General features: G+C 72.7%; 25 protein-coding genes, 2 rRNA genes and 1 riboswitch (1 of these 28 running past the window's edge). Of the genes, 20 read left to right on the top strand and 7 right to left on the bottom strand.

Annotated features, from left to right (window positions below):
* The 6 genes from ACFWEJ_RS11245 to ACFWEJ_RS11220 form a co-directional block, all read left to right on the top strand.
* Window positions 1–818, top strand: a 23S ribosomal RNA gene (locus ACFWEJ_RS11245); its annotated part reaches 2,251 nt to the left of the window's first position; the annotation flags it as partial.
* A 148-nt stretch (window positions 819–966) separates the two neighbouring features.
* A 5S ribosomal RNA gene (gene rrf, locus ACFWEJ_RS11240) occupies window positions 967–1,083 on the top strand.
* A 158-nt stretch (window positions 1,084–1,241) separates the two neighbouring features.
* The gene (locus ACFWEJ_RS11235) at window positions 1,242–2,501 is read left to right on the top strand and encodes an AGE family epimerase/isomerase (protein ID WP_377229290.1); all 1,260 of its coding nucleotides are present in this window, start codon (window positions 1,242–1,244) and stop codon (window positions 2,499–2,501) included.
* A gap of 71 nt (window positions 2,502–2,572) precedes the next feature.
* Window positions 2,573–3,031 (top strand): RrF2 family transcriptional regulator, encoded by a 459-nt coding sequence (locus ACFWEJ_RS11230; RefSeq protein WP_377229289.1) that lies wholly within the window; start codon window positions 2,573–2,575, stop codon window positions 3,029–3,031.
* 150 nt (window positions 3,032–3,181) lie between these two features.
* Complete coding sequence (locus ACFWEJ_RS11225) at window positions 3,182–4,099, top strand: sulfite exporter TauE/SafE family protein (RefSeq protein WP_377229288.1); 918 nt, start codon at window positions 3,182–3,184, stop codon at window positions 4,097–4,099.
* Complete coding sequence (locus ACFWEJ_RS11220) at window positions 4,096–4,593, top strand: molybdenum cofactor biosynthesis protein B (RefSeq protein ID WP_377229287.1); 498 nt, start codon at window positions 4,096–4,098, stop codon at window positions 4,591–4,593. The genes ACFWEJ_RS11225 and ACFWEJ_RS11220 overlap by 4 nt, the downstream gene beginning before the upstream one ends.
* Before the next feature lie 9 nt (window positions 4,594–4,602).
* Here ACFWEJ_RS11220 and ACFWEJ_RS11215 read toward each other — a convergent pair whose 3' ends face one another.
* A complete protein-coding gene (locus tag ACFWEJ_RS11215) occupies window positions 4,603–4,842 on the bottom strand; it encodes a MoaD/ThiS family protein (RefSeq protein ID WP_377229286.1) in 240 nt (79 codons plus the stop codon).
* Between the two features lie 224 nt (window positions 4,843–5,066).
* On the opposite strand from ACFWEJ_RS11215, the gene ACFWEJ_RS11210 reads away from it, so the two are divergent.
* Genes ACFWEJ_RS11210 through ACFWEJ_RS11195 form a run of 4 tightly spaced genes read left to right on the top strand, consistent with a single transcriptional unit; the run spans window position 5,067 to window position 8,773 of the window.
* Window positions 5,067–6,143, top strand: a complete 1,077-nt coding sequence (locus ACFWEJ_RS11210) for a sulfate ABC transporter substrate-binding protein (RefSeq protein ID WP_377229285.1) — start codon at window positions 5,067–5,069, stop codon at window positions 6,141–6,143.
* A 3-nt stretch (window positions 6,144–6,146) separates the two neighbouring features.
* Window positions 6,147–6,983 carry a sulfate ABC transporter permease subunit CysT gene (gene cysT, locus ACFWEJ_RS11205; RefSeq protein ID WP_377229284.1) on the top strand — a complete coding sequence of 279 codons (837 nt, stop codon included), beginning with the start codon at window positions 6,147–6,149 and terminating at the stop codon, window positions 6,981–6,983.
* Complete coding sequence (locus ACFWEJ_RS11200; protein ID WP_377229283.1) at window positions 6,976–7,800, top strand: sulfate ABC transporter permease; 825 nt, start codon at window positions 6,976–6,978, stop codon at window positions 7,798–7,800. Before cysT ends, ACFWEJ_RS11200 begins: the two co-directional genes overlap by 8 nt.
* Before the next feature lie 19 nt (window positions 7,801–7,819).
* Window positions 7,820–8,773 carry a sulfate/molybdate ABC transporter ATP-binding protein gene (locus ACFWEJ_RS11195; protein ID WP_377229282.1) on the top strand — a complete coding sequence of 318 codons (954 nt, stop codon included), beginning with the start codon at window positions 7,820–7,822 and terminating at the stop codon, window positions 8,771–8,773.
* Between the two features lie 32 nt (window positions 8,774–8,805).
* Here the strand turns inward: ACFWEJ_RS11195 and moaC are convergent, their stop codons facing one another.
* Both moaC and ACFWEJ_RS11185 read right to left on the bottom strand, forming a co-directional pair.
* Window positions 8,806–9,276: a cyclic pyranopterin monophosphate synthase MoaC gene (gene moaC / locus ACFWEJ_RS11190; RefSeq protein ID WP_377229281.1), complete on the bottom strand. Its 471-nt coding sequence runs from the start codon at window positions 9,274–9,276 to the stop codon at window positions 8,806–8,808.
* A 20-nt stretch (window positions 9,277–9,296) separates the two neighbouring features.
* Window positions 9,297–9,578 (bottom strand): DUF4235 domain-containing protein, encoded by a 282-nt coding sequence (locus tag ACFWEJ_RS11185; protein WP_377229280.1) that lies wholly within the window; start codon window positions 9,576–9,578, stop codon window positions 9,297–9,299.
* Between the two features lie 37 nt (window positions 9,579–9,615).
* A riboswitch (TPP riboswitch) is annotated at window positions 9,616–9,721 on the top strand.
* Here ACFWEJ_RS11185 and ACFWEJ_RS11180 point away from each other — a divergent pair.
* The 3 genes from ACFWEJ_RS11180 to ACFWEJ_RS11170 all read left to right on the top strand — a co-directional run bounded on the left by ACFWEJ_RS11180 (window position 9,717) and on the right by ACFWEJ_RS11170 (window position 13,308).
* Window positions 9,717–10,790 carry a thiamine ABC transporter substrate binding subunit gene (locus tag ACFWEJ_RS11180; protein WP_377229279.1) on the top strand — a complete coding sequence of 358 codons (1,074 nt, stop codon included), beginning with the start codon at window positions 9,717–9,719 and terminating at the stop codon, window positions 10,788–10,790. Its footprint overlaps the riboswitch before it by 5 nt.
* An 86-nt stretch (window positions 10,791–10,876) precedes the next feature.
* Window positions 10,877–12,580, top strand: a complete 1,704-nt coding sequence (locus ACFWEJ_RS11175) for an ABC transporter permease (protein ID WP_377229278.1) — start codon at window positions 10,877–10,879, stop codon at window positions 12,578–12,580.
* A complete protein-coding gene (locus ACFWEJ_RS11170; RefSeq protein ID WP_377229277.1) occupies window positions 12,580–13,308 on the top strand; it encodes an ABC transporter ATP-binding protein in 729 nt (242 codons plus the stop codon). The genes ACFWEJ_RS11175 and ACFWEJ_RS11170 overlap by 1 nt, the downstream gene beginning before the upstream one ends.
* Window positions 13,309–13,315: 7 nt before the next feature.
* Here ACFWEJ_RS11170 and ACFWEJ_RS11165 read toward each other — a convergent pair whose 3' ends face one another.
* A complete protein-coding gene (locus ACFWEJ_RS11165) occupies window positions 13,316–13,963 on the bottom strand; it encodes a response regulator (RefSeq protein WP_377229276.1) in 648 nt (215 codons plus the stop codon).
* Window positions 13,963–15,165 (bottom strand): sensor histidine kinase, encoded by a 1,203-nt coding sequence (locus tag ACFWEJ_RS11160; protein ID WP_377229275.1) that lies wholly within the window; start codon window positions 15,163–15,165, stop codon window positions 13,963–13,965. The genes ACFWEJ_RS11165 and ACFWEJ_RS11160 overlap by 1 nt, the downstream gene beginning before the upstream one ends.
* Before the next feature lie 165 nt (window positions 15,166–15,330).
* On the opposite strand from ACFWEJ_RS11160, the gene ACFWEJ_RS11155 reads away from it, so the two are divergent.
* Window positions 15,331–15,720 carry a DUF6069 family protein gene (locus tag ACFWEJ_RS11155; protein ID WP_377229274.1) on the top strand — a complete coding sequence of 130 codons (390 nt, stop codon included), beginning with the start codon at window positions 15,331–15,333 and terminating at the stop codon, window positions 15,718–15,720.
* Here the strand turns inward: ACFWEJ_RS11155 and ACFWEJ_RS11150 are convergent.
* Window positions 15,717–16,079 carry a winged helix-turn-helix transcriptional regulator gene (locus ACFWEJ_RS11150; RefSeq protein ID WP_377229273.1) on the bottom strand — a complete coding sequence of 121 codons (363 nt, stop codon included), beginning with the start codon at window positions 16,077–16,079 and terminating at the stop codon, window positions 15,717–15,719. The genes ACFWEJ_RS11155 and ACFWEJ_RS11150 overlap by 4 nt on opposite strands.
* A 126-nt stretch (window positions 16,080–16,205) precedes the next feature.
* Between ACFWEJ_RS11150 and ACFWEJ_RS11145 the strand changes: the two genes are divergently transcribed.
* From ACFWEJ_RS11145 to menC, 4 genes are read left to right on the top strand one after another with little or no spacing between them, the layout of a single operon-like run.
* Window positions 16,206–16,559 carry a DoxX family protein gene (locus ACFWEJ_RS11145; protein ID WP_377229272.1) on the top strand — a complete coding sequence of 118 codons (354 nt, stop codon included), beginning with the start codon at window positions 16,206–16,208 and terminating at the stop codon, window positions 16,557–16,559.
* A gap of 39 nt (window positions 16,560–16,598) precedes the next feature.
* Entirely contained in the window at window positions 16,599–17,756 is a 1,158-nt protein-coding gene (locus ACFWEJ_RS11140; RefSeq protein ID WP_377229271.1) for a M20 family metallopeptidase, read from the top strand.
* On the top strand, window positions 17,753–18,685 hold the full coding sequence (locus tag ACFWEJ_RS11135) for a GNAT family N-acetyltransferase (RefSeq protein WP_377229270.1): 933 nt from the start codon (window positions 17,753–17,755) through the stop codon (window positions 18,683–18,685). Before ACFWEJ_RS11140 ends, ACFWEJ_RS11135 begins: the two co-directional genes overlap by 4 nt.
* On the top strand, window positions 18,682–19,815 hold the full coding sequence (gene menC, locus ACFWEJ_RS11130) for an o-succinylbenzoate synthase (RefSeq protein WP_377229269.1): 1,134 nt from the start codon (window positions 18,682–18,684) through the stop codon (window positions 19,813–19,815). The genes ACFWEJ_RS11135 and menC overlap by 4 nt, the downstream gene beginning before the upstream one ends.
* A gap of 8 nt (window positions 19,816–19,823) precedes the next feature.
* On the opposite strand, the gene ACFWEJ_RS11125 is transcribed toward menC, so the two are convergent.
* On the bottom strand, window positions 19,824–21,008 hold the full coding sequence (locus ACFWEJ_RS11125) for a PrsW family intramembrane metalloprotease (protein ID WP_377229268.1): 1,185 nt from the start codon (window positions 21,006–21,008) through the stop codon (window positions 19,824–19,826).
* A 75-nt stretch (window positions 21,009–21,083) separates the two neighbouring features.
* Here ACFWEJ_RS11125 and ACFWEJ_RS11120 point away from each other — a divergent pair, with 75 nt between their 5' ends.
* Window positions 21,084–21,848 carry a copper homeostasis protein CutC gene (locus ACFWEJ_RS11120; protein ID WP_377229267.1) on the top strand — a complete coding sequence of 255 codons (765 nt, stop codon included), beginning with the start codon at window positions 21,084–21,086 and terminating at the stop codon, window positions 21,846–21,848.
* Window positions 21,845–23,560, top strand: a complete 1,716-nt coding sequence (gene pgi / locus ACFWEJ_RS11115) for a glucose-6-phosphate isomerase (protein ID WP_377229266.1) — start codon at window positions 21,845–21,847, stop codon at window positions 23,558–23,560. The genes ACFWEJ_RS11120 and pgi overlap by 4 nt, the downstream gene beginning before the upstream one ends.
* The last annotated feature ends 103 nt before the right edge of the window (window positions 23,561–23,663 follow it).

Below are 23,663 nucleotides of genomic sequence, written 5' to 3'. Positions count from 1 at the left end.
TGGTATTGGTGTTCGGTTCGGCTTGTGTAGGATAGGTGGGAGACTGTGAAGCACGCACGCCAGTGGGTGGAGTCGTCGTTGAAATACCACTCTGGTCGTGCTGGATGTCTAACCTGGGTCCGTGATCCGGATCAGGGACAGTGTCTGATGGGTAGTTTAACTGGGGCGGTTGCCTCCTAAAGGGTAACGGAGGCGCCCAAAGGTTCCCTCAGCCTGGTTGGTAATCAGGTGTTGAGTGTAAGTGCACAAGGGAGCTTGACTGTGAGACCGACGGGTCGAGCAGGGACGAAAGTCGGGACTAGTGATCCGGCGGTGGCTTGTGGAAGCGCCGTCGCTCAACGGATAAAAGGTACCCCGGGGATAACAGGCTGATCTTGCCCAAGAGTCCATATCGACGGCATGGTTTGGCACCTCGATGTCGGCTCGTCGCATCCTGGGGCTGGAGTAGGTCCCAAGGGTTGGGCTGTTCGCCCATTAAAGCGGTACGCGAGCTGGGTTTAGAACGTCGTGAGACAGTTCGGTCCCTATCCGCTGCGCGCGTAGGAAACTTGAGAAGGGCTGTCCCTAGTACGAGAGGACCGGGACGGACGAACCTCTGGTGTGCCAGTTGTTCCGCCAGGAGCATGGCTGGTTGGCTACGTTCGGAAGGGATAACCGCTGAAAGCATCTAAGCGGGAAGCCTGCTTCGAGATGAGGTTTCCATACACCTTGTGTGTGAGAGGCACCCAGCAGACCACTGGGTTGATAGGCCGGATGTGGAAGCAGGGACTGAAGACCTGTGGAGCTGACCGGTACTAACCTGCCGATAACTTCACAACCACACTCACGGTTTTAAAAACGAGTTTGATGATTGCTACGCGTCCACTATGCGGTTCCCGAGTCACGGGCACCAACCCCTTCCAACACCACTGGCTTTGTTGCCGGCGGGGTGTTGGGTGTGTGGGGTTGCCTGGTTCTCGAAAGTGTTACGGTGGTCATAGCGTGGGGGAAACGCCCGGTCCCATTCCGAACCCGGAAGCTTAGCCCCACAGCGCCGATGGTACTGCCCTGGTGACGGGGTGGGAGAGTAGGACGCCGCCGGACAACCATTCCCAGCAAAGGGGGTGGGGTGCCCGACCAGAGATGGTCGGAGACACCCCACCCCCTTTCTGCATTTCCAGGCAGCACACGCCCGCCGAGGCCGGCAGTCCGGCACTCAGGCAAGTTGCCGGCCGTACAGCGGCCGCGGCTATCGTGGCGGTGTGAACGCAGACACCACCCGCACTGCCGCGGGCTCCACCAGCACCCAGCCCGCAAGCAGCGCCGACGCGGCGTGGCGCCGCGACCACTTCGTCTCGCTGCTGCGTTTCGCCGAGGCCTCGATCCGCTCGGACGGCGCCGCGTGCTGGCTCGACGACGAGGGCCGCCCGGACGCCTCCCACCCCGTCGAGACGTGGATCACCGCGCGCATGGCGCACAGCTTCGCCGTCGGGCACCTGCTCGGCGTGAGCGGAGCGGAGGAGTACGCGACGCGTGCTCTCACCGGGCTGCGTGAGGTGCTGGCCGACGCCGAGTTCGGCGGGTGGCTGGCCGCCCGTGGTGAGGGTGAGGAGCTGGTCGGCAAGAAGGAGGCCTACGCGCACGCGTTCGTGGTGCTCGCGGCGTCGACCGGCAAGGTGGCCGGCATCGCCGGCGCGTCCGAGCTGCTCACCGAGGCCCTCGCCGTGCTCGACGCGCGGTTCTGGGAGCCCGAGCGGAACCTGCACCTGGACGAGCGGTCACGCGACTGGACGTCGACGTCGGAGTACCGGGGCGTGAACGCGAACATGCACTCGGTCGAGGCACTGCTCGCGGCGCACGCCGCGACCGGGGACGCGCTCTGGCTCGAGCGCGCGTCGGCGATCGGCGACCAGGTCATCGCCTGGGCCGAGGGCAACGACTGGCGGATCCCCGAGCACTTCGACGCGGACTGGAACCTGCTCCTCGAGTACAACGCGGACCGGCCGCGCGACCAGTTCAAGCCGTACGGCGCCACGCCAGGGCACGGGCTCGAGTGGGCCCGCCTGCTGCTGCAGATCGACGCCGAGGCAGGCACACCCGGACAGCGGACCGCGGCCGCAGCCGCGCTCTTCGACCGTGCGGTGACGGACGGCTGGGACGGCGAGGGCGGGGGCGGCTTCGTCTACACGACGGACTGGGCCGGCACGCCCGTCGAGCCCCGGCGCTTCCACTGGGTCGCGGCCGAGGGTGCCGCCACGGCGAACGTGCTGGCGCGCGTCACCGGGGACGCGCGGTACGCCGAGCTGGAGCGCGAGTGGTGGGCCTGGATCCGCGAGCACCTGGTCGACGCCGAGCACGGGTCGTGGCACCACGAGCTCGACACCGAGAACCGCCCGTCCGGGCTCACCTGGGTGGGCAAGCCCGACGTCTACCACGCCGCCCAGGCGGTGATCCTGCCGGAGCTCCCGCTGACGGGATCGTTCGCGGCGTCGGCCCAGAAGGCGGGCCAGATCCTGGCCTGACGACGGCGCGCGGGCCGGGCGCGTCCGGGGCGTCGTGCGTGTCGGCGCGGCGGGCGGGAGACAATGGGGTCATGAGGATCTCCGCACGAGCCGACTACGCCGTCCGTGCCGCCGCCGAGCTGGCGGCCGCCGACCACGACGGGCCCGTCCGCGCCGAGGCCCTGGCCCGGGCGCAGGACATCCCGCACCGCTTCCTGGAGGGGATCCTGAGCGACCTGCGTCGCGACGGGCTCGTCACCAGCCACCGCGGGGCCGGCGGTGGGTACCGCCTCGCCCGGTCCGCCGACTCGATCACCATCGCCGACGTCGTGCGTGCCGTGGACGGACCGCTCGTCTTCGTCCGCGGCAACCGGCCGTCCGACCTGGAGTTCCAGGGGGCGGCCGCGCCGCTGCTGCACGTGTGGGTGGCGCTGCGGGCCAACGTGCGCGCGGTGCTGGAAGCCGTGTCGCTCGCCGACCTGGTGAGCGGCGCGCTGCCGGACGAGGTACGCGCGCTGACCGAGGGCGACTCTGCCTGGTCGAACTCCTGAGAGCCCGAGGAGTACCGGGCGCTCCGGCGTCCGCACCTATCCCGACCTCTGGGATGCTTGTTGTTTCCGACCGGATGAGATGACTACTCTGGCGCGGGCCGTTCCTGGCGCGCCTGTGCACACTTCTCCCGGACCTGGAAGACCACACCCATGAGAACCCTGATCCTGCTGGCGCTCGTCGGTCTCGGCGCGCAGCTGGTGGACGGCAGTCTGGGCATGGCCTATGGCGTCACCTCCACCACGTTGCTGCTGGCCATCGGCACCAACCCCGCCGCGGCGTCGGCAACCGTGCACCTCGCCGAGATCGGCACCACGCTCGCATCGGGTGCCGCGCACTGGCGCTTCGGCAACGTGGACTGGAAGGTCGTGGCACGCATCGGCATTCCTGGTGCGATCGGCGCGTTCGCGGGCGCCACGTTCCTGTCCTCGCTCTCGACCGAGGTCGCCGCGCCGGTCATGTCGGTGATCCTGCTGGTGCTCGGCCTCTACGTGCTGCTCCGCTTCACGGTGCAGGGGCTGCCGACCCGCTCGGACAAGCCGCTGCGCCGTCGCTTCCTCACCCCGCTCGGCCTGGTGGCCGGGTTCATGGACGCCACCGGCGGTGGCGGCTGGGGTCCCGTGGGCACACCCGCGATCCTGGCGAGCGGCCGGATGGAGCCGCGCAAGGTGATCGGATCGATCGACACCAGCGAGTTCTTCGTGGCGATCGCGGCCAGTCTCGGCTTCTTCGTCGGCCTCAGCGGCGAGGGCATCGACTTCGCCTGGGTGCTCGCCCTGCTCATCGGTGGCCTGATCGCGGCGCCGATCGCGGCCTGGCTGGTGCGCCTGGTGCCGCCGCGCATCCTGGGCTCGCTCGTGGGTGGTGTCATCGTGCTCACCAACTCGCGCACCCTGCTCAACAGCGACTGGATCTCCGCGCCTGACGGCACGAAGAGCGCCGTGTACGTGGTGATCTGGCTCGGCTGGGCCGCCGCCGTGATCTGGTCCGTGCGCGCCTACCGTCAGGACAAGGCCGCCGAGGCCGTCGTCGCGTCCGAGGAGCCGGAGGCCGATAGCGTGTCGGCATGACGTCCGACCGGGTAGCGGTGATCACCGTCTCCGACCGTTGTGCACGCGGTGAGGCCGAGGACCGGTCCGGCCCGACGGCGGTGTCGCTGCTGGAGCAGGCCGGCCTCACCGACGTGCGCACCCGTGTGGTGCCCGACGGTGTCGAGTCGGTCCGAGATGTGCTGCAGTCCGTGATCGACGACGGCGCCCGGCTGGTGATCACCACCGGCGGCACGGGGATCACCCCGCGCGACCTCACGCCGGAGGGCACGCGCGCGGTGCTGGACTACGAGATCCCGGGGATCAGCGAGTCGGTGCGCCAGCAGGGCATCGCGGCCGGCGTAGCCACGGCCGCTCTCTCCCGGGGCCTGGCGGGCGTGGCGCGGGCCGCGGACGGTACACGCGCTCTCGTCGTCAACCTGCCTGGGTCGTCCGGCGGCGTGCGCGACGGCCTCCATGTGGTGCTCACCCTCTGGCCGCACGTCCGTTCCCAGCTGACTGGCGGCGACCACTGACCAAGGGGGTCAGCCGCCCGCGAAGGGCGGGAGGACGTCTACCGTGACGCCGTCCGGGATCTGCGCCTCGGCCGAGGTCGTCCGGGCGCCCGCCACCAGCAGCACGCACTTCGGCAGCACGGCGTCCAGGCCCGGGTGCGCGATCGTGAGCGCACCGCGGAGGGCGGCTACCGACGTCGGGCCGCCGAGCTGTTCGGTGGCGAGCCCGGCTGCCTCCCGGGCGCCGGCGAAGTAGCGGACGGTGATCACCCCGCCAGATTAGCCGTCCCGCAGAGCGCCGGACTGCCGTCTCAAAAGCGCCTACGAGGCCCGTTTCACCCGCGATCGTCCAACCTATGGATATCTCCGATCGGTCTGATTGACATACTCTGGCAAAACGCCGTAGCGTCCCGCCCCAGTTGGCCCATACCCGACCAGGGCGATGGGAATACTTGGAATTGGCTGTTCCCCCTCGACGGAAGGAAGGTGCGCACGTGCGACCTTCAATCAGAGCCGCCGCTGCGGCCTCGGTCGTCTCGCTGCTGGCGCTGGCCGGGTGCTCGTCCTCGGCGGGGAGCACCGATGCGGAGTCGATCAGCATCGTCGGTTTCGCAGTGCCCGAGACCGCGAACAAGGCAATCGCCGAGGAGTTCGCGAAGACGCCCGAGGGCGAGGGCGTCACGTTCACGACGTCGTACGGCGCGTCCGGAGACCAGAGCCGCGCGGTCGCGGACGGTCTGCCCGCCGACTATGTGCACCTCTCGGTGGCATCGGACGTCGACCGCCTGGTCGACGCCGGCCTGGTGGACGAGACCTGGGACGACGGCCCCGACAAGGGCATCGTGTCCACCTCGATCGTGGTGCTCGGGGTTCGTGACGGAAACCCGAAGGACATCCAGGACTGGGACGACCTCATCAAGCCCGGCGTTGAGATCGTGACCCCCAACCCGGCGTCGTCGGGCTCGGCACGCTGGAACGCGCTCGCCGCCTGGGGCCACGTCACGCAGAACGGTGGCAGCGAGGAGGAGGCGACCGAGTACCTCGACAAGCTGTTCGCCAACGTGGTCACGCTGACCAACAGCGGCCGCGATGCCACGACCGCGTTCCTGGGTGGTACCGGCGACGTGCTCCTCGCCTACGAGAACGAGGCGATCCTGGCCTCGCAGAGCGGGCAGGGCTTCGAGTACGTGATCCCGGAGACCACGCTCCTCATCGAGAACCCGGGGGCCATCCTCAACGACGCCTCGGCACCGAGCCAGGCATGGATCGACTTCGTGCGCGGGCCGGAGGGGCAGAAGCAGTTCGCCCTGACGGGCTTCCGACCGGTGAACCCGGACGCTCCGGGTGAGGTGGACTTCGACGCGCTCGGCATCGAGCCGGGCGACATCAAGGGCGCGCCGGACCCCGCAGACCCGTTCCCCGCCGTCCACCACCTGCTCACGCTGGAGAACGACTTCGGCGGACCCGGCTGGGACGGTGTCAAGGACAAGCTGTTCGGGGACGGCAAGGACGGGGCCCCGCTGGGCATCGTCACCGAGTCGATCGAGAAGTCCGGGAAGGCTTCGGAGTAGCGCATGAGCGTCGCGAGTCAGCGCCCGGTGGCCCAGAGCCACCGGGCGCTGCCCAACAACCTCACCCGGCTCTCCGGTATCGGGCTCGGCGTGACCATGCTGTGGTTCAGCCTGCTGGTGCTGATCCCCCTGTCGGCGGTGCTGGTGGCCGCGACGTCCGGGGGCTGGGACGAGTTCTGGCGACAGCTCACGAACGAGCAGACCGCTGCCGCGATCCGGCTCACGGTGACGGCATCGACCGTCGTGACCCTGGTGAACGTGGTGATCGGCACCGTGATCGCCTGGGTGCTGGTGCGTGACCGGTTCTGGGGCAAAGGCCTCCTGGAACTGGTGATCGACGTGCCGTTCGCGCTGCCGACCATCGTGGCGGGCCTCGTGCTGCTGTCGCTGTACGGCACGGAGAGCCCGCTGGGGCTGCACCTGGCCAACACCGAGTGGTCGGTGTACCTCGCCTTCGCCTTCGTTACGCTGCCCTTCGTGGTGCGGATGGTGCAGCCCGTGCTCGAGGAGATCGACGCGGAGACGGAGGAGGCGGCCGCGTCGCTCGGGGCGAGCCGGGCCGTCGTCTTTCGCCGGGTGATCCTGCCCAGCCTGGCCCCCGCGATCGCGTCGGGCGCGGCACTCTCCTTCGCCCGGGCCATGGGCGAGTACGGGTCCCTGGTGCTGCTCAGCGGGAACCTGCCCTTCGAGTCGGAGGTGACGTCGGTGCGCATCCTGAGTGCCATCGAGAACGACAACGCGGCCGGCGCGGCGGCGATCGCGTCGGTGCTGCTCCTGATCTCGCTGGCCGTCATCGTGGTGCTGGACGTCGTGCAACGGAGGGTGGCCCGCCGTGGCTGAGCGCCGCAGGGACCGCCCGGGCCCGGTCACCTACCTGCTGCGGATCGTGGTCATCGCCTATCTCTCCCTGCTGGTCGTCTGGCCGGTGGCACTGGTGGTCACCAACACGTTCGCCAACGGCATGGACGCGCTGAACCGGGTGTTCGCCGACCCGGGTACCGTGGCCGCGCTCCAGCTCACCGTGGTGGCCGCCCTCGCCGCGACGGTGCTGAACACCCTGTTCGGGGTGAGCGTCTCGCTGCTGCTGGTGCGGGCCGAGTTTCCCGGCAAGCGCGCACTGAGTGCGCTGCTGGACCTGCCGCTGTCCGTGTCGCCGGTCGTGGTGGGACTGGCGCTGGTGCTCGTGTACGGCGGGCGGAACGGGTGGTTCGGTCCGGCGCTGGAGAGCTGGGGGCTGACGGTGGTCTTCGCGCTGCCGGGGATCGTGCTGGCCACGGCCTTCGTGTCGTTGCCGCTGGTCGTGCGCGAGGTCGTCCCGGTGCTCCGGGAGATCGGGACCGAGCAGGAGGAAGCCGCTGCCAGCCTGGGCGCGAGCACCTGGCAGACGTTCTGGCGGATCACCCTGCCCAGCATCAAGTGGGCCCTGATCTATGGCGTGGTCCTCACGCTGGCCCGGTCCCTGGGCGAGTTCGGCGCGGTCAAGGTGGTGTCCGGCAACGTGCTGGGCCAGACCCGGACGGCGACGCTGGCGGTCGAGGAGCGGTACCTGAACTTCGACCAGGAGGCGGCCTACGCCATCGCGTTCCTCCTGGCGAGCGTCTCGGTCCTGGCCATCGTCATCGTCTTCGTGCTGCGAGCCGTCGGCTCGCGGCGATGAACCTGGAGAGCAGCAGCACATGAGCATCGAAGTGTCGGGTGTCAGCAAGCGGTACGGCGACTTCGTCGCCCTCGCGGACATCGACCTGACCATCCCCACCGGCGGGCTCACCGCGCTGCTGGGACCCAGCGGCGGCGGAAAGACCACGCTGCTGCGGATCATCGCGGGGCTGGAGGACGCGGACGGCGGATCGGTGGTGATCGAGGGCGTCGAGGCCACCGACCTGCCGGTCCAGAAGCGCAACGTGGGCTTCGTGTTCCAGCACTACGCGCCGTTCAAGCATCTGTCCGTGGCGCGGAACGTCGCGTTCGGGCTGGAGGTGCGCGGCCGCTCTCGGGCCGAGACCCAGGCCCGGGTCGCCGAGCTGCTCGACCTGGTGCACCTGTCGCAGTTCGCGCACCGGTTGCCGTCCCAGCTCTCGGGCGGCCAGCGCCAGCGGATGGCGCTCGCGCGGGCGTTGGCGATCCAGCCCACGGTGCTGCTCCTGGACGAGCCGTTCGGAGCGCTGGACGCCAAGGTGCGCAAGGAGCTGCGCGACTGGCTGCGGCGGCTGCACGACGAGGTCAACGTCACCACGGTCTTCGTCACCCACGACCAGGAGGAGGCGCTCGAGGTTGCCGACGAGATCGTCGTGATCAACGAGGGGCGCATCGAGCAGATCGGCTCCCCGGAGGAGCTGTACGACAAGCCCGCCAACGACTTCGTGATGGGCTTCCTGGGCCCGGTCACCCGGCTCGGCGGCAGCCTGATCCGGCCGCACGACATCGACGTGGCGCGCGCCCCGGGCACGCCTGGGACGACGGCGGGCGTGGTCACCCGGGTGCTCCGCGTCGGGTTCGAGGTGCGGCTCACCGTCCGCACCGACCAGGACGAGGCCGTGCTGATCACCCTGACCAGGACGCACGCGCGCGGGATAGCGGTGGGCGACGACGTGTGGATCGCGCCGACCGAGGGCGCGCCGTCGTCCCCGTGAAGTCCGGGCGCCGGCGAGTCGGCGGACCGCGATCAGGCCTCGCGCACCCAGTCGCCCGACTTGCCGCCCGTCTTGCGCTCCAGCCGCACGTCGGCGAGCGAGACCGACTTGTCCAGGCCCTTCACCATGTCGATCACGGCGAGGCCGGCGACCGCGACGGCGGTGAGCGCCTCCATCTCGACGCCGGTGCGGTCGGCCGTGCGGACGGTCGCGGTGACGACGACGCCGTCGTCCGTCACCTCCAGGTCCACCGCCGCGCCGTGCACGCCGATCACGTGAGCCAGCGGCAGCAGGTCGGGCGTCTTCTTCGCCGCGGCGATTCCTGCGACGCGGGCCACCGCGAGCACGTCGCCCTTGGGCACGGCGCCGTCGCGCAACGCCTGGACGACGGCGGGGGCGCAACGGACGAGGCCCGAGGCGGTCGCCGAGCGGACGGTCGGCTGCTTGGCGGTGACGTCGACCATGCGGGCCTGGCCGCGGTCATCGAGGTGCGTGAAGCTCACGGCACCAGGGTGTCATGCCCTCACACGGTGCTGCGCCGTGCGGCGATCCGCACGGCGGCGCGGTGCGCGCCCTTGGCGGCGAGGCGCTTGGCGAAGACCGCGGTGCCGGCGGCGACGGCCGCGAACACGGTCGCCTGCAGCAGGTCCAGCTCCGGGTCGTCGGGCTTGTTGGGCGCGTCGTTTCCGGTCACGCCCTTCCAGATCATGCTGACGGCCTTCTGGGCGACCCAGCCGGCCGCGATCGTCAGGGCAAGGGTGCCGACCTTCTCACCGAGTGTCTGTTCCGTCTCAATCTGGGCCATCTCTACACCGTAGCCCTCGACGGCCGACTAGGCTGCATGGAAACGACAGGGGAGCGCCCCGATGGCGCTGAGAGTGCGGAGAGCCGCAGACCCTTGAACCTGATCCGGTTGACACCGGCGGAGGAAGTCGGAGGCACGATGTTGCGTCTTTCCGGTGCCCACGGGGGCACCATCCCTGCTGCTGCGGCCGCGCTGTCCGTGGCCCTGCTGCTCGCCGGGTGCTCCGGCGGCTCCGGCTCCGGCGACGACGCGTCCGGCACCGGTGACCCGGGGACCGTCACCCTGGTGACCCACGACTCCTGGGCGCTCGACGAGAAGCTGATCGACCAGTTCGAGCAGGAGTCCGGCACGACGGTCGAGGTCAGCGCCGCGGGCGACGCGGGCACGCTGGTGAACCAGCTCGTGCTGACCAAGGACGCCCCGCTCGGCGACGCCGTGTTCGGCATCGACAACACGTTCGCCTCCCGCGCGCTGGAGGCCGGCGTGGTCGAGGAGTACACGCCCGCGGACCTCCCGGAGGGTGCCGAGCAGCTCGGCGGAGCGCTCACGCCCGTCGACCAGGGCGACGTCTGCGTGAACGCCGACGAGGCCTGGTTCGAGGAGTCCGGCCTCGACGTGCCGACGACGCTGGAGGACCTCGCCGACCCGCAGTACAAGGACCTGCTCGTGGTGACCAACCCGGCGACGTCGTCCCCGGGGCTCGCGTTCCTGCTGGCGACGATCGGGGCGTTCGGCGAGGACGGGTTCGAGGACTACTGGGCGTCGCTCGTGGACAACGGCGTCAAGGTCGCCGACTCGTGGGAGGACGCGTACTACGTCGACTTCTCCGGGGCGGGCGAGGGCGGCGAGCGGCCGCTCGCGCTCTCCTACGCGACGTCGCCGGCGTTCACGGTGAGCGAGGACGGCTCGGAGTCGACCACCAGCGCGCTGCCGGAGACCTGCTTCCGGCAGGTCGAGTACGCGGGCGTGCTCACGGGGTCGGACAACCCGGAGGGCGCACGGGCGCTGGTGGACTTCCTGCTCACGCACGACGTCCAGGCCGCCCTGCCCGAGTCGATGTACATGTACCCGGCCGACGCGGCCGTGGAGCTGCCCGCCGACTGGCAGAAGTTCGCGCCCCAGGCCGACGCCCCGTTCGAGGTGGACCCGGCCGACGTGAGCGAGCACCGCGACGAGTGGATCGAACGGTGGACCGAGACCGTCGTGGGCTGAGCCGGAGGCGCAACGCAGGGTGGGGGCCGAGGAACGAGGCACCCGCCCGGAGTGGAGCCGCAGGCTCAGCCCACCAAAGGCGGAGCGTGAGCCTGGGCCCGACCCGGAGCAGCGGGCACGGCCTCCGGCCCGCGCCCCTGCTCTGGGGGTTGGCGGTCGCCGTCCCCCTCGGCTTTCTCGCGGTCTTCTTTGCGTGGCCGGTGGCGGCGCTCGTGGTCCGCGGCTTCGTGCCCGACGGCGCGCTCGACCTCACCGGGTTCGTCGAGGTGCTGACCCGCCCGCGCACGTGGCGGCTCGTGGGGCTCACCCTCACCCAGGCGGTGCTCGGCACGGCGTTCTCCGTGCTGCTCGGCCTGCCGCTCGCCTACCTCCTGTACCGGCGGTCGTTCCCCGGGCGCAGCCTCGCGCGCGGGCTGGTGACCGTGCCGTTCGTGCTGCCCGCCGTGGTGGTCGGCGTCGCGTTCCGCGCGCTGTTCGCGCCGAGCGGGGCGCTCGGGTTCCTCGGGCTGGAGGAGTCGCTCGCCGGGATCGTCGTCGCGCTCGTGTTCTTCAACGTGTCCGTGGTGGTGCGCACCGTGGGCGGGCTCTGGGAGCGGCTCGACCCCCGGGCCGAGGAGGCCGCCGCGTCGCTGGGTGCCGGTCCGGCCCGCGTGTTCCGGACCGTCACGCTGCCGTCGCTCGCGCCCGCGATCACCTCGGCGGCGTCGGTGGTGTTCCTGTTCTGCGCCACGGCGTTCGGGGTGGTGCTCGTGCTCGGCGGCGTGCGGTACGGCACCATCGAGACCGAGATCTGGACCCGCACCACGCAGTTCCTGGACCTGCGGTCGGCCTCCGTGCTGTCGGTCCTGCAGCTCGTGGTGATCAGCGCCGCCCTGGCCGTGTCCGCGCGCGCCCGCCGGCGGCGCGAGGCCGCGCTGCACCTCGTCTCCGCGCGGCGTTCGGCACGCTCCCTGTCCTGGCGAACGCCCGCCGACGTGGGCGCGGCGCTCGCGGGCACCGCGATCGTCGCGGTGCTCATCGCCCTGCCGCTCGCCGGTCTGGTCGTCCGCTCGTTCCGGGAGCCGGACGGGTCGTGGGGCCCGGGGAACTACCTGGCGCTCGGCACCACCGGCGAGCGGAACGCGCTCGTCGTCACCGTGTGGGAGGCCACCGCGACGTCGCTGCGGATCGCGCTGTCCGCCACCCTGATCGCCCTGGTCGTAGGCGGTCTCGTGGCGCTCGTCGTGTCCCGGCGGCCCCGTTCCGTGGGCGCGCGCCGCGCCATCGGCACGCTCGACGGCCTGTTCATGCTGCCGCTGGGCGTCTCCGCCGTGACCGTCGGGTTCGGTTTTCTCATCACCATGGACCAGCCCGTGCTCGGCGTGGACCTGCGCACCTCCGGGCTGCTCGTGCCGGTGGCGCAGGCCGTCGTCGCCGTACCGCTCGTCGTGCGCACCGTGCTGCCGGTGCTCCGGGCGATCGACCCCCGGCTGCGGGAGGTCGCCGCGGTGCTCGGCTCCGGGCCGGGGCGCGTGCTGCGCACCGTTGACCTGCCGATCGCCCTGCGGTCGGTCGGGCTGGCCACCGGGTTTGCGTTCGCGGTCTCGCTCGGCGAGTTCGGCGCGACGTCGTTCCTCGCGCGGCCCGACGGCGCCACCCTGCCGGTCGTGATCTACCGCCTCATCGGGCGGCCCGGGGCCGAGAACTACGGGATGGCGCTCGCGGCGTCCGTGGTGCTCGCCGCGCTGACCGCGACCGTCATGATGGTGGCGGAGCGACTGCGTGACGACCGCGCGGGAGGAGAGTTGTGATGGCGGGGCTGGAGATCCGGGACGTCTCGGTGCGGTACGGGACCGGTACGGCGGGCGTGACGGCGGTGGACGACGTCTCGCTGACCGTGGCGCCCGGCGAGGTGCTGGCGCTGCTCGGTCCGAGCGGGTGCGGCAAGTCCTCCCTGCTGCGCGCCGTGGCCGGGCTGGAGCCGCTGGCGGGCGGGCAGGTGCTGTACGACGGCGCCGACGTCGGCCGCCTGCCGGTGCACCGGCGCCGGTTCGGGCTGATGTTCCAGGACGGCCAGCTCTTTCCGCACCGGGACGTGCGGCGCAACGTGGCCTACGGCCTGGAGACGCTGCCGCTCACCCGCCAGGAGCGGGACGCGCGGGTCACCGAGCTGCTGGAGCTCGTGGGGCTCGCCGGGTACGAGCAGCGGGCGGTCCCCACGCTGTCCGGCGGTGAGCAGCAGCGGGTCGCCCTCGCGCGCGCCCTGGCCCCGCGGCCGCGCCTGCTGCTGCTGGACGAGCCGCTGTCCGCGCTCGACCGGCAGCTCCGCGAACGGCTGGCCGGCGAGGTGCGGGTAGCGCTCGTCGAGACCGGGACGACCGCCGTGTTCGTGACGCACGACCACGCCGAGGCCTCCGCGGTGGCCGACCGGGTCGGGGTCATGGACCGGGGCCGCCTGCTCCAGGTGGCCGCCCCGGAGGAGCTGCGCACCGCGCCAGCGTCGGACCGCGTGGCGGAGTTCCTGGGGCTGCGCGCCTAGCGCGGCCTCAGGCCGCGCCGGCCTGCTGGACGAGCAGCGCCACCTGGGTGCGGTTCTCCACGCCGAGCTTCACCAGCACGCTCGAGACGTGCGCCTTCACGGTCGGGACGCTGAGGTAGAGCCGCCGTCCGATCTCCGCGTTGGACGAGCCGCGCCCGATCTCGACGGCGACGTCGCGCTCCCGGCTCGTGAGCCGGTCCAGGGCGCTCCGCGCGTCCCGCGCCTCGCCGCCCCCGGCGGCGACCGTCTCCATCAGGCGGCGGGCGATGTCCGGCGCGAGCACGGGCTCGCCGTCGGCCGCGGCGCGGACCGCCGCGGCGATCCGCGCGGGCGGCATGTCCTTGAGCAGGTAGCCGGCGGCCCCGGCGCGCAGCGCGCCCACCACCTCGGTGTCGGTGTCGAAGGTCGTGAGCACGACGACGGCGGGCGGCGAGGGCCGGCCCCGCACCCGGCGGGTGGCCTCGATCCCGTCGACGCCCGGCATGCGCAGGTCCATGAGCACGACGTCGGCCGGGTGGGCGTCGAGCACCCCGGCCACGTCCCCGCCGTCGGCGGCCTCGCCGACCACGCGGATGCCCTCGGCGCCGTCGAGCATGAGGCGCAGGCCCGCACGGACCAGGGCGTCGTCGTCGACGATCACGAGGCGGGTCTCCATCAGGCCCACGGTATCCGCGCCTCCAGGGTAAAACCAGCAGGTGAGCGGCCTGCGTCGAGCGTGCCGCCCAGCAGCTCCACCCGTTCGCGCAGGCCGACCAGGCCGGTCCCGGGTGCGCTGTCGGGGGTGCGCTCGGGACCGTCGTCGGCCACGACGACCTGGACCTCGTCCGCACGCGTGGTCACCGTGACCCGGACGGCCGCGCCCGGCGCGTGCCGGCGGGCGTTGGTCAGGCCCTCCTGGACCACGCGGTAGGCGGCGATGGCGACGGCGGGGGACGGTTCGGCGTCACGCGGTCCGGCGGCCGTCCGCTCGTCGGGCCGGTCGAGCGTGACGGCGGCGCCCACCGACCGGGCCGCGTCCACGAGCCCGGGGAGGTCGAGGAGCGTGGGCGGCGGGGCCAGCCGGTCCGACCCGCCGCGCAGCAGCCGGACGAGCTGCCGCAGGTCCTCCAGGGCCTCGGCGGCGCCGGTGCGTACCCGCCCCGCCGCGGCGGCGAGCTGCTCGGGGGGAGCGTCCGGGCGGTACTCGACGGCGCCCGCCGTGGCGGCCAGCAGGGACAGCCGGTGCCCGAGGGCGTCGTGCATCTCGGCGGCGATCCGGTTGCGCTCCCCGGACCGGGCGGTCTCCAGCGCCTGCTCGCGGTCGGCCTCGGCGCGGCGGGCGCGGGCCCGGAGGTCGGCGAGGAGCTGGGCGCGCGCCTGCAGGTAGGCGCCCCAGCCGAGCAGCGCGGCGTGGACGGCGACGTCGCACAGGAGCCACCAGCCCAGGGGGAACGACGGCGGCCGCCACAGCCCCTGCACCGCGTGCGCGGCAGTGCTCGCCGCGGCCACGAGGACCGCCGTGCGCAGCGGCGACCACCGGGCGATCTGCAGCACCGCCGACGTCGCCGCCGGCGTCGCGCCGGGCGAGAGCACCGCGAGCGCGGCCAGCGTGAGGGCCAGGGGGACCGACCGGCGGGCCCACATCAGCGGCAGCAGGGCCAGGGAGACGACCGCGACCGCCAGGTCCAGGAGCTGCAGGGGGAGCGCCTCGGGTCCGCCGGGAGCGCGGGACAGCACCGTCGCGAGGGTCAGCGTGCCGAGCAGCAGCATGGCCACCACCACCGCGCGCCGCGGAGGGCGCCCCGGCTCGGTGCGCCCGGCCCTGGTGCGTGCCGGCTCGACGCCCCCGGGCTCGCAGTCCTGCGGTTCGCCTGTCATGGCGGTGACACTACGCACGGGGCGCGGCGCCGGACACCGACCAAGGTCTGGGGTGCCGCTACCGAAGGGTGACCCGGTTCGGTACCACGGACTGATGTCGCGGTCGCCCCGGTCGAGAAGGCTGTGACCAGGCACGACGGACGTGCCACGGAGTGAGGAGACGTCATGGCCGAGAACCTGGTGACCCGCAGTCCCTGGCCCGCCTGGGCGGTGCCGTTCGCCGCCGCGGCGGCCGCTGTCCTGGTGTGGCTGATCGGTACGGCGTTCGGCGTCGACCCCGCGGCGCAGACGGGGGCGAGCGTCCAGCCCGTCACCGTCGTGGCCGCCCTGGCCGCCGCGCTCGTGGCCGGGTTCGCCGGCTGGGGTGCGCGGGCCGTCGTCGGACGCATCGCGAAGGGTGGCGGCGAGGTCGCGTGGCTCGTGCTCTGCGGCGTGGCCCTGCTGGTGTCGCTCCTGGGCGCCGCCTCGGGCACGACGCCGGCGTCGGTGGCGCTCCTGGTGACCGAGCACGTGGTGGTGGGCGCCGTCATCGCGCTGGGCCTGCGCAGGGCCTAGTGGTCGTCCTCCTGGTCGAGGACGGACGGGTGCCGGGCTCCCCACTCGGCGAGGGGCCGCAGCGCGGCGACGAGCTCGGCCCCCGCCGGGGTGGGCGTGTACAGGATCTGCACCGGCATGGTCGGCACCACCTCGCGCGTGATGAACCCCTGCCGTTCGAGCTCCCGCAGCCGCTGGGTCAGGACCCGGTCGGAGATGCCGCGCACGTAGCGGCGGTACTCGACGAAGCGCCGTGCGCCGGCGACCCCCGCGTAGAGGATCGCCCCCGACCAGCGCCGTCCCGCGCGTTCGAGGGTGCGCTGGAAGAGCCCGCACTCGTCCTCGGACACCCTGCGGTCGGCGGTCGTCTCAGAAGTCACTTACCAATGGTTAGTCGCTAACCCGGCCCTTGGCAAGGCCCGCCGGGTACCGGACGATGCGGGAGGCATCCGGACGGATGCCCTGGTCGCGCCGGGCACCACCCGGCCGTCGTCCCCGGAGGACCCGTGTTCGTCGCTTCTGTCATCGTCTCGTCGCTCCTGATCCTGGCCACCGCGTTCAGCGGGTACGGCAAGCTGACGGGCAACCCGCAGGTAGTCGAGCCGCTCACCACCAAGCTCGGTGTGCCCCGCCGGCTGATCCCCGTGCTCGGCTCGCTGCTCGTCGCCGGAGCGCTCGGCACGCTCGCCGGGATCTGGTGGGCGCCGATCGGCATCGCCGCCACCGGGTGCTTCGTCCTGTACTTCCTCGGCGCCGTCGTGACGCACGTCCGTGCCAAGGACTGGGCCGGTGTGGGCCCGACGGGTGCCCTGATGGTGCTGTCGGCGGCGGCCCTGGTGCTCCGGCTGCTCTCGCTCTGATCCTGGGGGTCCGGGCCGAGGGGCGGCTACCGTGCCCTCATGCCCTTGAACGAGACTGCCGCCCGAGCGGACACCGACGCGCTGATCGAGGACCTGCGGACGCTGGTCGAGTGCGAGTCGCCGTCGGAGGACGCGGCCGCGCTGGCCCGGTCCGCCGACCTGGTGGCCCGGCTCGGCACGGCGCACCTCGGCGCCCCGCCCGAACGGCTCGGCATCCACCTGCGGTGGCGGCTCGGCGGCCCCACGCGCGTGCTGGTGCTCGCGCACCACGACACGGTGTGGCCGCTGGGCTCGCTGCGCACGCACCCGTTCGGCATCGCGGACGGCGTGCTGCGCGGCCCCGGCTGCTTCGACATGAAGACCGGCCTGGCCATGGCGCTGCACGTGCTGGCGTCCCTGGAGGACCGCACCGGCGTCACGCTGCTGGTGACGGGCGACGAGGAGCTCGGCTCGCCGTCGTCCCAGGCCCTGATCGAGGACGAGGCGCGCGGGGCGGCGGCCGCCCTCGTGCTGGAGGCCTCCGCCGACGGCGGCGCGCTCAAGCTGGAGCGCAAGGGCACCTCGATCTACCGCGTGCTGGTCAAGGGCCGCGCCGCCCACGCGGGGCTGGAGCCCGAGAAGGGCGTGAACGCCGCGGTCGAGCTGGCGCACCAGGTGCTCGCGATCGCAGCCCTGGGCGACCCGGCGCTCGGCACGACGGTGGTGCCGACCGTCGTCGCCGGGGGCACCACGCGCAACACCGTCCCGGCCGAGGCGTCGGTCGCGGTGGACGTCCGCGCGCGGACGGTCGCCGAGCAGGAGCGGGTCGACGCCGCCCTGCGGGCGCTGGAACCCGTGCTGGCCGGCGCCGCGCTGGAGATCGAAGGCGGGATCAACCGGCCGCCGCTGGAACGGGAGCTGTCCGCGGACCTGTTCGCGCGGGCCGCCCGCCTCGCCGAGGAGGCCGGGCTGCCGGCGCTCACCGGCGTGGCCGTGGGCGGGGCGTCCGACGGCAACTTCACCGCGGGCGTGGGCACGCCCACCCTCGACGGGCTCGGCGCCGTGGGCGGCGGCGCGCACGCCGACGACGAGCACGTGCTCGTGGACCGGATCGCCGACCGCACCGCGCTGCTGCGGGCGCTGGTCGTGGACCTGGTCGCGGGCGCGGGCGCCGACCCGGGATCCGATGCGGGCGCCGACGCGGCGGCGGGCCGATGACCGGCCGGTCCGGCGGGGTCGACCCGGGCGCGACCGACCCGGTCGGCACCGACCCGGTCGTGGCGGAAGCCGTCCGCGCGGCCGACGCCGCCGCGCGCGCCGCGGGCGTCGAGATCCGGATGGTCGACGACATGGCGGGGCACACCGCCGCCGAGCGGCTGTGGACGGAGGTCTGGGGCAGCTCGCCCGTTCCCGCCGAGCTGCTCCGGGTGCTGGCGAAGACGACCAACTACGTGGCCGCCGCGTACGTGGGCGACCGGATGGTCGGCGCGTGCGTCGGGTTCTTCCATGCGCCCGAGGAGCGTGCCCTGCACAGTCACGTCGCCGGTGTGTCCGCCGGCTCCGTGGGCCGCGGGATCGGGTTCGCGCTCAAGCTGCACCAGCGGGCCTGGGTGCTCCAGCAGGGCGCGGACGCGATCACCTGGACGTACGACCCGCTCGTCGCGCGGAACGCGCACCTCAACCTCGTGAAGCTCGCGGCGCGAGCGGTCGAGTACCTGCCGAGCTTCTACGGTGCCATGCCCGACGCGATCAACCGGGGCGACGAGTCCGACCGGATCCTGGTGCGCTGGGACCTCCGCGACCCGCGCGTGGTCGCGGCCTGCTCCGGCGACGGCCCGTCGTCGGTGGAGGCCGAGGAGGCCGGGGACGCCGGGGACGCCGGGCCCGGCCGGCTGGTCAGGGTGCCCGTGCCGGCCGACATCGAGACGCTGCGCTCCACCGACCCCGCCGCTGCCCGCCGCTGGCGCGTGGCGGTCCGTGAGGGCCTGCTGCCACCCCTGTCCGGCAGCGGGTCCGTCGTCGGGTTCGGGCCCGGCGGCTACCTGGTGCGCGTCCCGGCCGACCCGGCCGTCCCGGCCGACCCGGCTGACCCGGCCGACCCGGCCGACCCGCCGACCGTTCCGCCGACCGACAAGGGGACCGCATGACCACCAACGACCTGACCGTCCGGAGCATCGAGCTGCGGCGCGTCCGGCTCCCGCTCGTGGCACCGTTCCGTACGTCGTTCAGCACGCAGCTCGAGCGTGACCTGCTCCTGCTGCGCGTCGAGACGGACGACGGCGAGGGCTGGGGCGAGTGCGTGGCGGGCGACGACCCGCTGTACTCCTCCGAGTACGTGGACGCGTGCGCCGACGTGCTGCGCAGGTTCCTGATCCCGGCGCTCGGCGCGTACCGGGACGGCGCGGGGATCCGTTCCGCCGTCGACGTCGGCCAGGCGCTCGCGCCGGTCAAGGGGCACCGCATGGCCAAGGCCGCGCTCGAGATGGCAGTGCTCGACGCCGAGCTGCGCGCTGCCGGCCGGCCGCTGTCCCGCGAGCTGGGCAGCGTCGTGGACCGGGTGCCGAGCGGGGTGTCGGTCGGCATCCAGGACTCGATCCCGCAGCTGCTCGACGTCGTCGACGGCTACCTCGCCGAGGGGTACGTGCGGATCAAGCTGAAGATCGAGCCCGGCTGGGACGTCGAGCCCGTGCGGGCCGTCCGGGAGCGGTTCGGCGACGACGTACCGCTCCAGGTCGACGCCAACACGGCGTACACGCTGCGCGACGCGCGGCACCTGGCGCGGCTCGACCCGTTCGACCTGCTGCTCATCGAGCAGCCCCTGGAGGAGGAGGACGTGCTCGGGCACGCCGAGCTGGCGCGGCGCATCAGCACACCGGTCTGCCTCGACGAGTCGATCGTGTCCGCCCAGACGGCGGCCGCGGCCATCACGCTGGGCGCCTGCTCGATCATCAACATCAAGCCCGGCCGGGTGGGCGGGTACCTCGAGGCGCGGCGCATCCACGACCTCGCGGTCGCGCACGGCGTGGCCGTCTGGTGCGGCGGCATGCTGGAGACCGGCATCGGGCGGGCTGCCAACGCGGCGCTCGCCGCCCTGCCCGGCTTCACGCTGCCGGGCGACATCTCGGCCTCGGGCCGGTTCTACGCGCGCGACATCACGGAGCCGTTCGTGCTGGACGCCGGCCACATCGCAGTTCCCACGGGGCCGGGCCTCGGGGTGACCCCGGTGCCGGACGTGCTCGACGAGGTGACCACCGGCGTCGAGCGGATCGCGCTCTGACGGGCGCGTCAGCCCCGACGCGGCGGGCCGAAGCCCGTCGCGCCCCACGGTGACGCCGGCGGGCGCGGCAGCCGCGCGACGAACGCGGCCCGCGCCTGCTGCATCATCCACACGAGGTACTGCCGCTGCTGCTCCAGGCCGTGCGGGTCCAGGTCGCGCTGGGCGCCGGCCCGCTGGTGCAGCAGCGCGAGCTCGGTCGCGGCCTGCTGGTAGTCGGTCATGGCCCGCTCGGCCGGGCGCCCGCCCGCCGACCGGGCCCAGCGCCGGGCCGCGCGGCGGCCGGGCAGGCTGGACAGCATGCGCAGGTCGTCGGGGGTGATGATGCCGACCGGCCCGTACAGCGGCAGGTAGTGCTCGATGAGCTGGACGATCCGCCGCCGGTCGCGGGCCAGGATCACGATCAGCACGATCAGCACGACGAACCCCACGAGGTACGCCCCCGCCAGGCCGACCAGGCCGAACTTCGTGGAGCCGTTCCACAGGCTGTGGAGGGCGATCGCGCCTAGCAGGCCCCACAGCGGCGCCGTCCGGCGCAGCCGGCCCGGCCCGGCCAGGGCCGCGACCGCGACACCGATCCCCGTCATCGCCGTGCACAGCGGGTGCAGCAGCGGCGAGACCACGGCCCGCAGCACGAACACGTAGCCGAGCTGGTCGGAGTCGAGGGCGTCGATGAAGTACTGGACGTTCTCCGTCGCGGCGAAGCCGAGCCCCACCATCGCGGCGTAGATGACGCCGTCGGTGGCACCGTTCAGCTCCTGCCGCCGCCACCACAGCATGCCGAACAGGACGGCGCCCTTGAGCAGCTCCTCGACCACGGGCGCGCCGAACGTCGCCACCAGGTACCAGCCGTCCTCCTCGCCCGTCAGCTCCGTCTCGGTGAGCAGCGACAGCCCGAGCGTGTTCAGGATGCTCGCGAACAGAGCCGCCACGCCCGCGCCCCACAGGAACGCGAAGATCAGGGCGTTCGGCGGCTCGGGCTCCAGGCGGTCCAGCGCGAGCACCAGCGGCAGCCACACCGCGACGGGCAGCAGTGCGAGCAGCAGCCCGACGACGAACGACGCCCCGCCCGTGACCGCGTCGAACGCGAGCACGAACAGCAGGCAGACCGAGGCGAAGACGATCCCGACGATCACTCCGACAGGGGCACGCCCGGGGGCGCGACCCTGGAGGATCGCACTGGGATCGATGGCCATGCCATGGGACCCTACCGACTCGGTCCCCGTCACGGCGGGCGAACGGCCGCCCCGCGCACGACTACGCTGGCGCACGTGCCCCAACGTGTCGCGCTCGAGCTCGCTGTCCAGGACCCGGCCGGGGCGGTGATCGCTGCCGACGTCGGTGCCCGGCGCGTCGAGCTCTGCTCCGCGCTCGGCGCCACCGGCGGCATCACGCCCAGCGCCGCGCTGATCGAGGCGGTGATCGACGCCGCGGCGGTGGTCCCGTCGTCGGACAGCGCGCCGATCCTGGAGGTGCACGTCCTGGTCCGGCCCCGGCCGGGCGGGTTCGTCTACTCGGCCGCCGAGCACGACCTGATGCTCCGCGAGGTCGTCCTGTCGGTCGACGCCGGCGCGGACGGCGTCGTGCTGGGCGCGCTGACGCCGTCCGGCACCGTGGACGTGGCGCGGATGCGCAGCCTGGTGGCCGCCGCCGACGACGCCGAGGTGACGTTCCACCGGGCGATCGACGTGGTCGCCGACCCGATCGCGGCTCTCGACACGCTGTCCGAGCTGGGCGTCGCGCGCGTCCTGACCTCCGGCGGCGCGGCCCGCGCGGCCGAGGGCCTGGACCGCCTCGCGGCCCTGGTCGAGCGCAGTGCCGAGCTCGGCATCGAGATCATGGCCGGGGGCGGCGTCACCGCCGCGGACGTCCCGGCCCTGCTCGGCGTGGGCGTGGACGCCGTCCACCTGTCCGCGAAGCGCACCGTGACCGACGCCGGCGGCCCCGGCGGCGGGGGCGACGCCGGGTACGAGGTGACGGATCAGACACTGGCCGAGGCTGCGGCCAGGGCTCTCCGCACTACGGTTGAGTCATGACCTCAGAGCCGGCCCGTGTGCCTGTCGACGCCACCACCACCAACGCCTGGGGCTCGCTCACCGAGCTCTCCAAGAACCTCCGGCCCGACCTGCGCGGCTGGTTCGCCGAGGACCCGGCCCGCGCCGGGCGCCTGAGCCACCAGGCCGCCGACCTGCACGTCGACCTGTCGAAGAACCTGGTCACGGACGACGTGCTCGCCGCCCTCCTCGCCCTCGCGGAGGAGGTGGGCCTCGCGGAGCACCGCGACGCCATGTTCTCCGGGCAGCACATCAACATCACCGAGGACCGCGCCGTGCTGCACACCGCGCTGCGCCGCCCGTCGGACGAGGACCTGACCGTCGACGGCCAGGACGTCACCGCCGACGTGGCCGACGAGCTCGCCAAGGTCTACGCGTTCGCCGAGAAGGTGCGCTCCGGGGAGTGGACCGGTGTCACCGGCGAGGCCGTGCGCACCATCGTGAACATCGGCATCGGCGGCTCCGACCTCGGCCCCGTCATGGCCTACGAGGCCCTGGAGCCGTACGTCCAGGACGGCCTGGAGGTCCGGTTCGTCTCGAACATCGACCCCACCGACGTCGCGCAGAAGACCGCTGACCTGGACCCGACGACCACGCTGTTCATCGTCGCCTCCAAGACCTTCGGCACGCTGGAGACCCTCACCAATGCCCGCCTCGCGCGCGACTGGCTGTGGCGCTCGCTGGTCGCCGCCGGCGCCATCGAGGACTCCGAGGACGGGCGTGCCGACGCCGTCGCGAAGCACTTCGTCGCGGTGTCCACCGCCCTGGACAAGGTCGAGGCGTTCGGCATCGACCCCGCCAACGCGTTCGGGTTCTGGGACTGGGTGGGCGGCCGCTACTCCGTGGACTCGGCCATCGGCACCTCGCTCGCCGTGGCGATCGGGCCCGACGCGTTCGCCGACTTCCTCGGCGGCTTCCACGCCATGGACGAGCACTTCCGCACCACGCCGTTCGAGCGCAACGTGCCCGCCCTGATGGGCCTGCTGAACGTCTGGTACGTGAACTTCCGCGACGCGCACACGCACGCCGTCCTGCCGTACGCGCAGCAGCTCCACCGGTTCCCGGCGTACCTGCAGCAGCTCACCATGGAGTCCAACGGCAAGTCCGTGCGCTGGGACGGCACGCCCGTCACCACCGAGACCGGCGAGGTCTTCTGGGGCGAGCCCGGCACCAACGGCCAGCACGCGTTCTACCAGCTCATCCACCAGGGCACGCGGCTCATCCCGGCCGACTTCATCGCCGTGGCCAACCCCGCCTACCCGCTGACCGACGCCGTGGGCGACGGCGGCGCCGTCGCGGCCGGGGCCGACGTGCACGGCCTGTTCCTCGCGAACTTCTTCGCGCAGACCAAGGCGCTCGCGTTCGGCAAGACGGCGGACGAGGTGCGGGCCGAGGGCGTCGCGGAGGACCTGGTCTCGGCCAAGGTGTTCAGCGGCAACCGGCCTACGACGTCGATCCTGGCGCCCGCGCTGACCCCTGCCGTGCTGGGGCAGCTCGTCGCGCTCTACGAGCACATCACGTTCGTGCAGGGCGTGGTGTGGGGCATCGACTCGTTCGACCAGTGGGGCGTCGAGCTCGGCAAGAAGCTCGCGCTGGAGATCGCCCCGGCGGTCGCGGGCGACGAGGCCGCGCTCGCGGCGCAGGACCCGTCGACGGCGGCGCTGATCGCGAAGTACCGGGAGCTGCGCGCCTGACGGCGCCGGCACGAGGCCCGGGGAGACGATCGGGCATACTCAACGCGCCACAGCCGCTGGTCAGGCCCGGTGCACGCCCCACAGGGGCGGGACAGGGGCCGAC

Origin of the sequence: Promicromonospora sp. NPDC060204, assembly GCF_042728455.1 — a bacterium.
Classification (GTDB): domain Bacteria; phylum Actinomycetota; class Actinomycetes; order Actinomycetales; family Cellulomonadaceae; genus Promicromonospora.
The sequence above is the reverse complement of the archived record's forward strand: the minus strand, read 5'-3'. Positions and strand labels throughout refer to the sequence as shown.